We start from the raw sequence: 13,029 nt of genomic DNA, 5'->3' as shown, positions 1-13,029 counted from the left end.
TATACCAACGAGCGTACATTTGCGTTTCATTTAGAACCCAAATCTAAATGGTTTAACCTACAAATTATGAAAAATGTTTCCCAATTAATGGCTTTGGCCATTATAGTCCTTTTTTCTGCATGTGCGGATCAGACTACAGTTTTTAGTGATCCCCAAGACGACATAATCCTAGAAAAATCCCAATCCGTTTTAGATAATAGCGTTGGTTTTGATAACGCTGGTGTCATCGACATTTTTGAAGAAGATGGTACTTCAAGCAAATCGGGCAAAAGACCTAGTGATCAGGCTGGGGATTATCCGTTGACCTTGGTTGCCCAAATTGACCCTCCATCAAGAGACGGTTCAACGAATTTAACGGCTTCGCATGTTGCTATTGACGGTAATTTCGCGTATGTGTCTTATAATACGGTCGAGGATGGCTTTTCAGGAGCAGTCGATATTATTCGAATAGCGGACCCGAATAATCCTATAATTACCGGACGTCTATATTATACGAACGTAGACGTAAATGCATTGGCCTACGAAAATGGCTTCTTGTATATCGCCGGAGGTGTGGATTCTGAAACCTCGGTTAGAGCAACCTTTAATTCCCTTGTTGCCAAATTAACTGTCGAAGATGGCCGATTTAATCTTGGCGCGGGAATTGAGTACGGTTTTCAGCCCGGATTCAATGCTACCGATGTAAAGGTTATGGACAATACTATTCTGGTAGGTAGTGGAAAAGACGGTGTTGTAGCTACCTATGATAAAAATACCCTAACGACGATCAAAGAAGAATCATTCTTCGATATCCGTTCGATTGCCTTGAACAATGGCAGGATCGCCGTTCTTGATGGAAGCAAAGGGGTAAGTTTTTTAGATGACGACCTGGCCGTAACAAGCGAAATAGCCATCGATAGTGATTTCGGTTTGGCTACGAAACGTACTCTCGACTTCTTTGGAAATACCATTGCGGTAGCCGAAGGTGCTAAAGGTACGGGAGTTTATAATTCCAATACCGGCAGTTTTATTGAATATCTGCCGATTTTGACTTCTCCGAATGGAGTGGACAATTCCGATATTGTTACAAACGGTGTCGCAAGTAACAACGATCTTTTGTTCATCGCCAATGGTGGTGGAGGTCTCTCCCTTGCGGAAGATCAGGAAGGAAATGCCGAAATGGTAGGTGTAATCGAATTGGAAGGTTCAATCAACTACGTGCAATCCCGTGGTGATTACCTCTTCGCCGCCGCCGGTAAGGCCGGATTCCAAATCATTAAGTTGAACCGACCAACGCAGAGTTTGGTAGAGCAATGTGCCAGCAGTCCACTTTATTCAGGACGCAATGTACTTGAAGTGAGTGCCAACGAAACCTTGGCCTACAGAGGTGCAAAACGTTTTAACCGATTGGAAATCGACGGATCTCTATTGTTATGTGGCGCCTGGACCGTGCGGAACACCATCGAGATAAATAGCAATGCCCTTTTTGAAATGAACGGAACCTTGGTCATCGCGAGTAACAATAGAAGACGAGATGTAACGATCGATGAAGGCGCAACGTTTAGAGTAGAAGGTAATTTAACCATCTACGGGGATTTGATCCTGAATGATGGCGCAACCTTGGAATTCCTTGGAGACAATTCCGTAGTAAATATTTTCGGAAATGTGATCAGAAACGGAAACGTAGAAGTGAATGGTGTCTTTAGAGACGTGAGAAGTAAATTTTAATCGAGTATAGTGTATAATTGAAATCCCCTAGGAATATGTTCCTGGGGGATTTTTTATGTTCAATTCCAAGCTGTGAAAGCATCCAGCCGTCTTGAGAAAGTGGAATCTTTTTTAATTCAGCAACTCTGCCACCTTGGCTTCAAGTGCAGGACCTCTTAAATTTTTAGCCACGATAACGCCATTCTCATCGAGTAAGAAGGCAGCTGGTATCGCATCGACATTGTATAATTTAGCGACAGGGTCGTTAAAATAGGCCACGTTCGATACTTGGTTCCAACTCAAATTATCAGCAGTAATAGCCTTTTTCCAATCATCGGCCTTTCTATCCAAAGACACTCCAATGATATTGAGTCCTTTGTCGTGGTACTTGTTGTATACATTGACCACATTCGGGTTTTCCGCTCGGCAAGGTTTGCACCAAGCGGCCCAAAAATCGATAAGGGTCAGTTTTCCTTTTACATCCGACAAGGCGATCTGGTTGCCATCTGGATCTGGAGCGGAAAACTCCGGAGCCACGGCACCGACTTCGGTACTTTTAGCGGTAGCCGCTTTTTTTTCGAATTCAACCAAACGTTCCAAAACCCCCTTTGCAGCTTTGGTTTCTTTTATCTCAGCTGATAGACCGTCATATAAGGCACGAACCTCCTCAGCAGTGAGCTGCCTGGATGCCAGCGCTCGGTCTACCAACAATGCCGAAATGAGTCCGTTCGGATTGTTTTTAATGTAATCCAGTTCAAAATTCTTGTATTCTTCCTGTAATTCGCCCATCTCCTCCTGTAACGCGGTAATCGTAGCTTGGTCCTTGGAGGCGCTCGCTTTTTGCATGTCGGCTTGTATCGAGTTCGCCCGTTCTGAAATGCCCTTGGATTGTTTCAAATAGTCGGCGAAAATATCGTTTTGCGGAGTTCCCGAAATTTTGGCAAAACCCAAACTGTCTTTTTGCGCCGTAAAATCGATTTCACCATTTTCTAGGATGACAGCGGTATAGCCTGGTGTTTTGTCAATAAAAATATAATGCATTTCGGGTAAGCCGGCCGTACCGACAAATTGAAATGTACCGTTTGTAACGGTTGCAGTATCGATGGGGGTAGGTTGATTATCGTCTCCGATTGCTTTCAAATAGACGGCTGTGCCTTCTTCAACATCACCGGTCAATGTACCGTTAATTTCATAGCCTTCTGGTTTCTGATTACAGGAGATTAGGGCAAAAGTCGTGATAAGACCTAAAATAACTTTTTTCATTTATTTGGTTTTTATAAGGGCAAATGTAGTGATATGCCCAAAATAAAAAAAGCCCTTAACACATTGCAGGTTAAGGGCTCTTTCGATTAGTTTGTGTAACGCTCAAAATTGATAGCGCACACCGAGGGCAATATCAAAATCGAGATTGTCATTGAAATCCCCATAACCGACAACACCGATTTCTGGCCTAAAATCCAAAGAAAGCAGAAGAGAGAAGTCAAAATTATACTCGATACCGATATCCCCAGCCGCAAAGACGAAAAGACCGCCATCCGGTTCGAAAGGTTCATTATCGCTGTTCAGCGTACGCTCAAAAGCAACGCTACCCAAGCCGCCTCCAAAGCCATAGTACCAGTTGAATCCTCCATCTATTGGTCGTACCCATTGGTAAAGTCCAGCCAATTTAAAGGCATTGTATCGTCTGCTGTCTCTCCAGCCAAAATCGATTTCCAACCGATTCGTTCTTTTAATTTGTTTCTGATAGGATATTTCAGCTCCAAACCCATCGCTATCCCCTAACCTAAGGCCGAGCGCATGGTTAGAAATCTCCTGTGCATGCATGGAGGCAGCAACGAGTATCACCGAAAAAAGCAATAATCTTTTAAATATCATAAGTTCTTTGTTTTGATTTGAGTTTAACATAAGGGTGATCCTTATCTTTGTTCCTAATGCCATAAACTTGATTTACCGCTCAAAATTGTCCAACATTGAATAAAATTTCACTTAAAACCCTTGGGGATTCATTAGAGGGGCAATTGCGCTCCGATTCGTTAACCAATACACTGTATGCCACCGATGCTTCCGTTTATCGTAAAATTCCTTCGGCCGTCGCTTTTCCGAAGACTGATGATGACCTCAAAAAAATCATTCGTTTCGCTAAGGAGAATTCAATCGGACTCATACCGAGAACGGCGGGCACCTCTTTGGCTGGGCAATGTGTTGGGGATGGTATTGTAGTCGATGTTTCCAAACATTTTACTAAAATCATCGGATTAGATACAGACAGGAAGCAGGTAACCGTTCAGCCGGGCGTCATTCGGGATGAGCTGAACCAGTATCTAGAACCTCATGGACTCTTTTTTGGACCCAATACATCAACTTCCAACCGTTGTATGATCGGTGGTATGGTCGGGAACAACTCGTCCGGCACCACTTCCATTCAATACGGTGTCACCAGGGACAAGGTAATCTCAATGAAAACGATACTTTCCAATGGCGAGGAGGTTACTTTCAAGGCCCTGACGCAGGAAGAATTTATGGCAAAGATGGTCGGGGACTCTGTGGAGGCATCCCTCTATCAAAATATGTACAAAGAACTTTCCAATAGCAGTATTAAATCGGAAATCGAGACGGAATTCCCCAAACCAACGATTCATCGCAGAAATACGGGGTATGCAGTTGATGAATTATTGAAGAACAATATTTTCGGGAGTGCTCCCGACAACATCAATTTGTGCCAATTACTCAGTGGGAGCGAAGGAACCTTGGCCTTTACGACGGAAATAACGTTGCAATTGGACGATGTACCGCCTCCGTTTTCCGCAATGGTGGTCACGCATTATAAAAGTCTGGAGGACTGTCTTTCGGATGTTGCACCGGTCATGCAGCACCCGTTGCATCTATGCGAGATGATGGACCGGGTGATACTCGATTGTACGAAAAACAACAAACAACAACTTGCCAATCGGTTTTTTGTGGTAGGTGACCCAGCTGCCTTGTTGATGTTGGAAGTAAAAGCGCATAGCCAAGAGGAATTGAACCAACAACTGACCGCCTTGGAAACGACGATTGGGAAATCTGGCCTTAGTTACGCCAACCCCATCTTAAAAGGAGAAAACATCAATAAGGCCATAGAGCTACGGAAAGCAGGTTTAGGACTTTTGGGCAATATGGTCGGTGACCGGAAGGCTGTGGCCTGTATCGAAGATACCGCCGTGGCTTTGGAGGATTTAAAGGATTTTATCGGCGAATTTACCAAGATCATGAAAGGGTACGATCAAGAAGCCGTATACTACGCCCATGCCGGAGCGGGAGAATTGCATCTTAGACCTATTCTGAATCTAAAACAATCCGCAGACGTGGCCATGTTCAGGGGAATAACCACCGATGTGGCCAAATTGACCAAAAAATACAATGGTTCCTTTAGTGGGGAACACGGCGATGGTATTGTTCGGGCGGAATTCATTCCGCTAATGATCGGACAGAAAAACTACAAACTGCTTAAACGTATCAAGACCTACTTTGATCCAAGCAACATTTTCAATCCTGGAAAAATCGTTGATGCGTATCCCATGGATGAATCGTTACGGTATGTAATCGATCGGGAAGAACCGCAAATAAAGACCCTGCTTGATTTTTCGGATAGCGAAGGTATTCTCAAAGCGGCCGAAAAGTGTAATGGGAGTGGTGACTGTAGAAAGACACACCATATGAAAGGGGCCATGTGCCCTAGTTACCATGCTACGAAGAACGAAAAGGATACGACCCGCGGTAGGGCCAATGCCCTCCGGGAATTTTTGACGGTAACCGATAAGAAGAACCGATTTGATCAAAGCGAATTGAAGGAGGTTTTCGACCTTTGCCTTAGCTGCAAGGCATGTGCGAGTGAATGTCCGAGTAATGTGGATGTGGCCACATTAAAGGCCGAATTTCTCTACCAATACCAGGAAGCTAACGGTTATAGTCTTCGAAGTAAACTATTCGCCCATAACACGAGATTAAACCGTTTAGGAAGTACCGTGGCGGGACTCACCAACGCCGTTTATGAATCAAAGACATTGGGTGGTTGGTTGAAGAATTCCGCTGGGGTAGCGGCAGAAAGAAGCTTTCCCAAAATTTATAGCTTTAATTTTGATAAGTACTTGTCAAGCGTTGAAAAAGAGCATAATAAAGAGAAAAATAAAGTTGTATTATATATTGATGAATTTACGAAATACCTCGATATCGATTTGGGCAGGGATGCCATTGACGTATTGACGAGGTTAGGATATGCTGTGCAGCTGTATTATGCGGAAAGTGGAAGAACCTATTTGTCGAAAGGTTTTTTAAAGCAGGCTCAAAAACTTGCTAAGAAAAATATCCCGGAACTTAAAGTGTTCGCAGAGGCCAAAATTCCGGTCGTTGGCCTAGAGCCATCCGCAATACTGACCTTTCGGGATGAGTACAAGCGTTTGACCGATGATGCCGAAGCCGCCCGCTTGATCGGCGCCAATGCTTTCTTGATCGAGGAATTTTTGGCAAAGGAAATACAATTAGGGCACATAAGCCCTTCGCAGTTTACGAGAGAGCATCGCCAAATAAAAATCCATGGCCATTGCCATCAAAAGGCGCTGAGCAATCAAAAAGTGACTTTCGACATGCTGAATTTGCCCGAAAACTACACCGTTTCCATCATCAGTTCCGGGTGCTGCGGTATGGCCGGTTCGTTCGGCTATGAAAAGGAACATTATGATATTAGTATGCAAATAGGGGAGTTGAAGCTATTCCCATCCATTAGAAAATTGCCACAGCAGGTGATTATCGCCGCAAACGGTACGAGCTGTAGGCATCAGATTTACGATGGTACGCAGCGGAAGGCCAAACATCCCGTGACCATTTTGAAAGAGGCACTTGTATAATGGCGTTTTGACCGCTTTCATAGTTTCAAATTTAAGATTTACCTTTGTCGATCACCTTGAACCAAACAAATGGCAGGAAACACTTTCGGAACCCTTTTCAAGCTTACAACTTTTGGAGAATCACATGGCGCAGCGATCGGGGGGGTGCTAGATGGATGTCCTTCCGGCATCGAAATCGACCTGGATGCCATTCAAATTGAGCTCGACCGGAGAAAACCGGGCCAATCCGCCATCGTAACCCAACGAAAGGAGCCCGACACGGTAGAATTTCTATCCGGAATATTCGAAGGAAAGACCACAGGTACACCTATCGGATTTGCGATTCGCAACACCAATCAAAAGTCGCACGACTACTCCCATATCAAGGATTCCTACCGTCCTTCACATGCCGATTACACCTATGATCAGAAATATGGTTTTCGCGATTACCGTGGTGGCGGTCGTAGTTCTGCACGCGAGACGGCTAGTAGGGTAGTAGCCGGTGCAATTGCCAAACAATTCCTATCGGCCATAAAAATAAACGCCTACGTCTCTCAAGTGGGTGATCTGACCCTGGAAAAAGAGTATCAAGCATTGGATTTAACCCTGACGGAATCCAATCCCGTACGCTGTCCCGATCCGGAAACAGCTGCTAAAATGGAATCATACATTAAAGAAGTACGGAAGGAAGGGGATACTATCGGTGGAATTATCAGTTGTGTGGTTCAAAATGTCCCTATCGGTTTAGGCGAGCCGGTATTTGACAAGTTGCATGCTGAACTCGGCAAGGCGATGCTCTCCATCAATGCCGTCAAGGGCTTCGAATATGGTAGCGGCTTCAAAGGTGTGGCCATGAAAGGCAGCGCGCACAACGACCAATTTAAGTCGGATGGTAGTACGAAGACGAACCATAGCGGTGGCATTCAGGGAGGCATCAGCAACGGAATGGACATCTACTTCAATGTGGCATTTAAACCAGTGGCAACAGTAATTCAGGGCTACGAGACCATAGACAAGGAGGGCAATATGGTGCAGACCAAAGGAAAGGGAAGACATGACCCATGTGTGGTGCCGCGGGCAGTACCGATCGTAGAAGCCATGACCGCCTTGGTTTTGGCGGATTATGCGCTGCTTAACCGTACTATTAAAGTATAGTTCTTACTAAAACGGACCGAATTCTTCATTTTTATATGCTCAGACAAGCCAATTTGTCCCAAAATCCGGTGCTATGAAGCGTGAAATCGCGTCTGTAGGTCAGTAATAAATCCCTGTATTTTAAGCCTGCAATTCCGTACTTCGTATTTTAATATTATCTTACCCACTTAAACCAAACTAGGTATGAAGAAACTGGAATTGCACTGGCAAATCCTTATCGGAATGGTCGTTGGCCTTCTTTTCGGCTATGGAATGACCTTTATCGAATGGGGAAAGGATTTCGTTACGGATTGGATACAACCCATCGGAACCATTTTCGTCAAATTGCTCAAACTTATTGCGATTCCTCTGATTCTGGCTTCACTTGTCAAAGGGATTTCCGATTTAAAGGACATCTCCAAATTCCGGAACATCGGTTTGCGAACCATTGCCATCTACATCTGTACTACCGTTGTGGCCATTACCATTGGCCTACTGCTGGTCAATGTCATGCAGCCAGGTGAGGGCATATCCGAAGATACCATTGCCACCTTAACAGAAACCTATTCCAATGACAGTGGCGTTACTTCGAAATTGGAAGAAGCCTCCCGTCAAAAAGATGCAGGTCCACTGAACTTTCTGGAAGAAATGGTACCCGACAATGCTTTTGCCGCGCTTGGGGATAATAGTTTAATGCTCCAAGTTATCTTTTTCACCATCTTCCTGGGTATTTCAATGCTCTTGATCGGCGAGGAGCGTGCCAAGCCCTTAAAGGATTTTTTTGACGCCCTGAACGACGTAGTGCTAAAAATGGTCGATTTGATCATGCTTACCGCCCCTGTGGCCGTTTTTGCCTTATTGGCCAACGTGGTCGTTTCTTCGGGAGACCCCGACTTGTTATTGGCCCTGCTCAAATATGCGGGGGTCGTACTTTTGGGGCTTCTGTTGATGATCGTATTTTACAGTCTCGTCGTTTCGACTTTTACGCGCTACAATCCGCTTTCCTTTTTGAGCAAAATGGCCCCGGCACAACTTTTGGCCTTCTCGACCAGCTCAAGTGCGGCTACATTACCCGTAACCATGGAAAGGGTAGAGGAACATATTGGTGTCGACAAAGAAGTTTCAAGTTTTGTATTGCCGGTAGGGGCGACGATTAATATGGATGGTACCAGCCTGTATCAAGGCGTCGCTGCCGTATTTATATCCCAAGCTTTGGGATTTGACTTGACTTTCGGAGACCAATTGACTATTGTTTTGACCGCCTTATTGGCTTCCATTGGTTCGGCCGCTGTGCCCGGCGCCGGTATGGTCATGTTGGTCATCGTATTGGAATCGATTGGTTTTCCACCAGATAAGTTGGCAATCGGCCTTGCCCTGATTTTTGCCGTTGATCGGCCGTTAGACATGTGCCGTACGGTGGTGAACGTCACCGGTGATGCCACGGTAGCCATGATGGTCGCCAAATCGGTAGGTAAATTCGGTAAGCCAAAGGTAAAGAACTGGGACGATAATTATGAACAAGTGAAGTAGTGCAAGGTCCGGTATTTTAACCGTTTCCATGATACAATTTAGCTACTGGACGGCCATGAATCAATGAGTTCCCGCTTTAGCGGAAGTATTCAAAATAGAACTAGTTATGAATATCTGTTTTTTAATGTATCCATGGGAAGAAATCGTTCCTGAAACCGATACCAGTTTGGCGTTGATACACGAATGCTTTAGAAGAGGTCATGGCGTGGCACTTTGCTCCCCTGCGAATCTTACTATTCGCAACAGCGTCACGAATGCGTTCTGTACCGTAATCAATCGTGCCGACAAGGTTTCGAGTAGTCTAAAATCATTCTATAAACAGGCGAGCTTGCGCGAGGAAATGCTTCCTTTGGCCGGATTTGACGTAATCTTCATGAGAGCCAACCCACCGTTGGATCCGATTATGCTGAATTTCTTGGATTCCGTTAAGGACGACGTTTTCATCATGAATTCCTTGCAAGGTATTCGTGAGGCGAATAATAAATTATACACGGCCGCCTTTGGGGATTCGCATAGCAATATCATCCCGGCCACACATGTATCGAAGAACAAAAACCACTTAATCAAACAAATTAAGGAGTCGAAAACCGATAAGATGATATTAAAGCCCCTGAACGGATATGGCGGCTCGGGTGTCATCTTAATTGAAAAGTCGGCGATGACAAGTATACAGTCACTTCTTGATTTTTACATAAGTAATTCAGATGGAACGTCTAATTACGTGATACTTCAAGAATATATTGAAGGTGCAGACCAAGGCGATGTTCGTGTTTTATTATTAAACGGGGAGCCCATCGGGGCGATGAAACGCATACCGGGAACTGATGACCATCGGTCGAATGTTTCTGCTGGTGGCACGGTGGCCAAGCATAGTTTAACCAAGTCTGAAAAAGCGCTTTGCAAACAAATCGGCCCAAAATTGGTCAAGGATGGTTTGTTTTTTGTGGGAATCGATGTCATCGGTGGTAAACTGGTCGAAGTAAACGTGATGTCTCCGGGCGGCATTACCTATATGAACAAGGTCTATAAGACGAAAATACAATCCAAAGTCATCGATTTTGTGGAAAGCAAGGTATTGGATAAATTACAGGCCTTCGACAGACGCTCTAGGCTTCGAAACGAAGTTGAAAATGCATAGGCTTTCCGTAGAACGAATAATTTCAAACATTGAATCCGAAATCCCCTTTGAAGCGGTTTCCGAAGATTATTCCTTTACCCTGAAAATTGCGGAATATGCGCCTTATATCTGTGGGGCGGTGCACGACGGACACCAATTCAGGCGGTCACTTTGGGAAAATTGCCTACATACCGAATACGAGCGATGGTATGAAGAAGACCCCTGCACCAAACAAATGGTACAATCGCACCCCGTTGTTATAGCGGGCTGTGACAGTCGCTTCGAATATGATTTGAATCGGGCTCCGGAAACCGCCATTTATTCGGATGCTTGGGGCAAACAACTCTGGAAAAAGCCTTTACCCGAGGCCGAACGTCGACTCAGTCTACAAAAGCATTCCGATTTCTACCGAGTTGTAGATGCCTTGGTCCGGCAAATCGAAAAAATTCATGGCAAAGCCCTAGTTTTTGATATGCATAGTTACAACTGGAAGCGTTGGGAACGGGAAGTGCCCGTATGGAACCTTGGAACCGCAAATATCGATAATGACAGGTTCGGTGAGCTTGCGGCATCATGGAGTAGTAAATTAGGCAGGATACGGCTACCGAATGGCATTGCATCCACTTCTAAAATCAACGATACTTTTCAGGGCAATGGGTATTTCTTGAAATACATCACACAAAATTTTGGTAATACCTTGGTACTGGCTACTGAAATCTCAAAAGTATATTGTGATGAGATGACCGGAATTCTTTTCCCAGAAGTAATCGCCGCGGTTGAAAAACAGTTAAAAGAATTGATACCTTTACAAGTCAAGGAATTCAGCGAAAAGACCCCATGATTCAAAAAAAGACCGTTCAAAGCGTCTGCAAGAAACTATTGGAAGAACGGACCGTCAACCAAAAATTACCCAAAGACGGTATTTTACATATTGATAAATTACTCCCCTACATTTGTGTCTACCGCTATAAAGAGGTAGACCCTTATTTTTCAGGACTTTTAAAAACACAGGCTTCGTACCTTATCATTGAGGATTCCATTGATATTACCGTTTTACTGGAACAAATCGCTAGAACGATATCAAAAAAGTTAAAAGCCTTTCTTATATTGGAAAGTTGGCCCTTGCGTGCCAACCACCAGAGCGAATTTGTCATTCATTGTCAGGATGATAAGATTCCGGCTACCATTTCCGCATTGGAAAAAGGTTTCGCCGAAATGCGGGAAATTTATCCTGAAACTTCAGTGCAGGTCGTGGACTCTTCCCAACGTCATCCACAACGCTTGGAGGAATTGATGGGGAGTATCGTTTCAAAGGAATCGGCTTGCATGGTTGTCGGTATTGCCGTGCCAACGCTATATGAACGTCGAGAGGAAAACGAGGTCTATTCGCTCTTTTATCGGAAATTCCATTCCAAATTCTCGGAGGTAATCAAAAGGGCCGCCTATGAGTTTGTACGCGTGCAAACCACCAATCCGTTTAATCATTATCTTATGTTGGGTAAGACCAATTTAGACGGTATTACACTGAAGGCTGATCGCGAGTTGGCCACGATTAGCGAGGGAATGTCCTTTTTGCTCCGAACCACTCCTGTCAACAGTACTTCGGAATGGAGAAAATTTGAAAAAAACGGATTTTCCAAGAATCCCTCTTTCAATTATCGATTGATAACGATCGACCCAGAGAAGAAAAAAAGGAAATTATACGATATTCCCTTAGACAAAGTCGAAGATCCTACATTGGCCTTTATCTTAAGGGACAAACGCCTCGAAATCGAAAAACAGCTGACCATGCTCGAGGAGCGTGGCACCGATAATTTTCGATTTATAGGAGAGAGCCTGTATGGCAAGATTGCCCCGGAAGTCTTGCATGCCGGGCGAAAAATTTTGGAAAAGCATCCGACGGGTGAAGATCCGGAAGTACTTAAAAAATTCGATTGCCACCAATTCGCGGAGCGCGCAAAGGATGAAATGGATTATTACCAATCGCAATTTCCGGATTTGAAGTTGTCCCTTGAAATCAGGAAGGACGTTGCGGGAATAATGGTTTCGAAAACTAAATTATTGATTAACGACCAGTTTTCTATGGATGCCGATCGCTGTGATGCACTCATTCAGCATGAAATCGCGACACATATTTTGACCTATTGCAATGGAAAAGGCCAGCCACTTAGACAAATGTATGCCGGCTTCGCAGGATATGATCAACTTCAAGAGGGACTGGCCGTGCTGGCCGAATATCTGGTCGACGGTTTGACCGTCAACAGAATGCGCCTGCTTGCTGCGAGGGTCGTAGCGGTCGATTCATTGGTAAGCGGCGTCGATTTTATTAAAACGTTCGAATTGCTTCGGGAGCAACACAATTTTCCGGATCGAGTGGCTTATTACATTACCATGCGGGTCTATCGTGGGGGCGGTCTCGTTAAGGATGCGGTTTATCTGGCCGGCCTAATGAATGTATTGGAGTATCTCGGGCAAGGAGGCAAATTGGAAACCCTATATACAGGCAAATTCAACATCACCCATGTTGAATTGATAGAAGAGCTGTTACACCGAGGGGTATTGAAGTATCCAACACTACCTCGATTTTTAGAACGGGACGCTGTCAAGAAACGTTTGAAGAAGGTGTCCGAGGGTATATCGGTGACCGATCTCCTCGATTGAACTTAGAACAGGAAAATATTTGGAATGAGCTAAGATTAAAGG

9 protein-coding genes are annotated in these 13,029 nt (G+C 44.6%); 7 read left to right on the top strand and 2 right to left on the bottom strand.

What is annotated here, in order from left to right:
• The first annotated feature begins 66 nt into the window (after window positions 1-66).
• Window positions 67-1,707: an LVIVD repeat-containing protein gene (locus FGM00_RS07735; RefSeq protein ID WP_138852342.1), complete on the top strand. Its 1,641-nt coding sequence runs from the start codon at window positions 67-69 to the stop codon at window positions 1,705-1,707.
• A 111-nt stretch (window positions 1,708-1,818) separates the two neighbouring features.
• Here FGM00_RS07735 and FGM00_RS07730 read toward each other — a convergent pair whose 3' ends face one another.
• Both FGM00_RS07730 and FGM00_RS07725 read right to left on the bottom strand, forming a co-directional pair.
• Window positions 1,819-2,949, bottom strand: coding sequence for a TlpA disulfide reductase family protein (locus tag FGM00_RS07730; RefSeq protein WP_138852341.1), 1,131 nt, complete (start codon window positions 2,947-2,949; stop codon window positions 1,819-1,821).
• A 102-nt stretch (window positions 2,950-3,051) separates the two neighbouring features.
• The gene (locus FGM00_RS07725) at window positions 3,052-3,561 is read right to left on the bottom strand and encodes a hypothetical protein (protein ID WP_138852340.1); all 510 of its coding nucleotides are present in this window, start codon (window positions 3,559-3,561) and stop codon (window positions 3,052-3,054) included.
• Window positions 3,562-3,656: 95 nt separating this feature from the next.
• Between FGM00_RS07725 and FGM00_RS07720 the strand changes: the two genes are divergently transcribed.
• The 6 genes from FGM00_RS07720 to FGM00_RS07695 all read left to right on the top strand — a co-directional run bounded on the left by FGM00_RS07720 (window position 3,657) and on the right by FGM00_RS07695 (window position 12,987).
• Window positions 3,657-6,566, top strand: a complete 2,910-nt coding sequence (locus FGM00_RS07720) for an FAD-binding and (Fe-S)-binding domain-containing protein (RefSeq protein WP_138852339.1) — start codon at window positions 3,657-3,659, stop codon at window positions 6,564-6,566.
• Window positions 6,567-6,635: 69 nt separating this feature from the next.
• Window positions 6,636-7,700 (top strand): chorismate synthase, encoded by a 1,065-nt coding sequence (aroC, locus tag FGM00_RS07715; RefSeq protein ID WP_138852338.1) that lies wholly within the window; start codon window positions 6,636-6,638, stop codon window positions 7,698-7,700.
• Between the two features lie 183 nt (window positions 7,701-7,883).
• Entirely contained in the window at window positions 7,884-9,209 is a 1,326-nt protein-coding gene (locus FGM00_RS07710; RefSeq protein ID WP_138852337.1) for a dicarboxylate/amino acid:cation symporter, read from the top strand.
• Between the two features lie 106 nt (window positions 9,210-9,315).
• A complete protein-coding gene (gene gshB / locus FGM00_RS07705; RefSeq protein ID WP_138852336.1) occupies window positions 9,316-10,347 on the top strand; it encodes a glutathione synthase in 1,032 nt (343 codons plus the stop codon).
• Window positions 10,340-11,167, top strand: coding sequence for an N-formylglutamate amidohydrolase (locus tag FGM00_RS07700; RefSeq protein ID WP_138852335.1), 828 nt, complete (start codon window positions 10,340-10,342; stop codon window positions 11,165-11,167). The genes gshB and FGM00_RS07700 overlap by 8 nt, the downstream gene beginning before the upstream one ends.
• Window positions 11,164-12,987 carry a flavohemoglobin expression-modulating QEGLA motif protein gene (locus FGM00_RS07695; RefSeq protein ID WP_138852334.1) on the top strand — a complete coding sequence of 608 codons (1,824 nt, stop codon included), beginning with the start codon at window positions 11,164-11,166 and terminating at the stop codon, window positions 12,985-12,987. Before FGM00_RS07700 ends, FGM00_RS07695 begins: the two co-directional genes overlap by 4 nt.
• The last annotated feature ends 42 nt before the right edge of the window (window positions 12,988-13,029 follow it).

It is taken from the genome of Aggregatimonas sangjinii, from assembly GCF_005943945.1.
Taxonomy (GTDB): Bacteria; Bacteroidota; Bacteroidia; order Flavobacteriales; family Flavobacteriaceae; genus Pelagihabitans; species Pelagihabitans sangjinii.
The sequence above is the reverse complement of the archived record's forward strand: the minus strand, read 5'-3'. Positions and strand labels throughout refer to the sequence as shown.